Origin of the sequence: Pseudoalteromonas sp. SWN29, from assembly GCF_015864465.1 — a bacterium.
Taxonomy (GTDB): domain Bacteria; phylum Pseudomonadota; class Gammaproteobacteria; order Enterobacterales; family Alteromonadaceae; genus Pseudoalteromonas.
On record NZ_JADYXE010000122.1, the window covers coordinates 1 to 1,037 of the forward strand.

2 protein-coding genes are annotated in these 1,037 nt (G+C 47.5%); both read right to left on the reverse strand.

What is annotated here, in order from left to right:
- Positions 1-320, reverse strand: a 320-nt coding sequence (locus I6F53_RS20100; protein ID WP_197240932.1) for an internal virion protein A, incomplete at its 3' end; no start/stop codon positions are given.
- Between the two features lie 138 nt (positions 321-458).
- A partial coding sequence (terL, locus tag I6F53_RS20105; protein WP_197240933.1) for a phage terminase large subunit occupies positions 459-1,037 on the reverse strand: 579 nt, incomplete at its 5' end.

A 1,037-nucleotide genomic window follows, 5' to 3' on the forward strand; every position in this document is an offset into this window, starting at 1 on the left:
TGGGACTTATTGCCTAGCCATACATAGTTCCAGATTACTGGATACTGTTTCAGCATTGTATCGCGGTACTCTAGAATGAGCTTGCGGAACTCCTTACGTGACTTCAGACTTAATCTCCATACTTCAGCGGACGTTACGAACCACACTTGGTCCCCACGGTTTCCACCAATAGCCACAGGAATCCCATGAAGAGACATAGTGACACACTCAGAGGCTGGTGGGAATGACGGTTCAATGCCATAGGCGTGTGCCTCAGCTACGTCTTCTGGAGATGGTTCGAATAATTTAAAGTCTCTTTCTGTTGTTGGTCGGATAATCATAGAGTTTCTCTCCTATAGTATAAACCCCTTCCCAATAGTGAGTCGTATTAATTTCTTCATGTATATCAGTGAGTTACTTAACGGTAACGTAGCGGTACTAAGTGCTTACCTATGCACCTTTCCCGCATACTTATCCAATTACCACTTAATGAAGCAGCTAGAGTCTCCGTCGTCCTCGTAGTAGATGTCCACGCCACCAACATCGTAGCTATGGATAGCATCACCACCAATGGTCTGTTTCTCCATGTGGTGTTCAAGGAACTCAAGGGTCATCTCTTCTTCACCTACACGGCTGTCCACAAGCATCCCTTCACGCAGGAACTCTATACCCAATGCGATAGCATCAAGTCGGTCATCATGTGCCACAGCGCCTCGCTCACGGGTCATACGGGTCATCTGATAGAACGCACTATAGCGAACATCATGTTTCCCATCAAGGTCACGAGCAGTCTGGTAGTCCTCACGGATAACCTCATCACGAATGACCAGCTTGTGTGCACCCATCAACGGTTCGATAGTATCGCAGATTCGCATCTCCTTCATGCCTTTAGCACGGATTTCCTCTAAGGCACACTTGTGGTGCTTCAGGAGAATCGGAGAGAAAATCTTACCGAACATACCGTCACCGAAGTTGGACTCATGGACTACTGTCTGTACCTTCCACTGCTTGGCCTTCTTAGCGAGCTTCTCTAGGGTAGCATCTTCGTAACCACCACG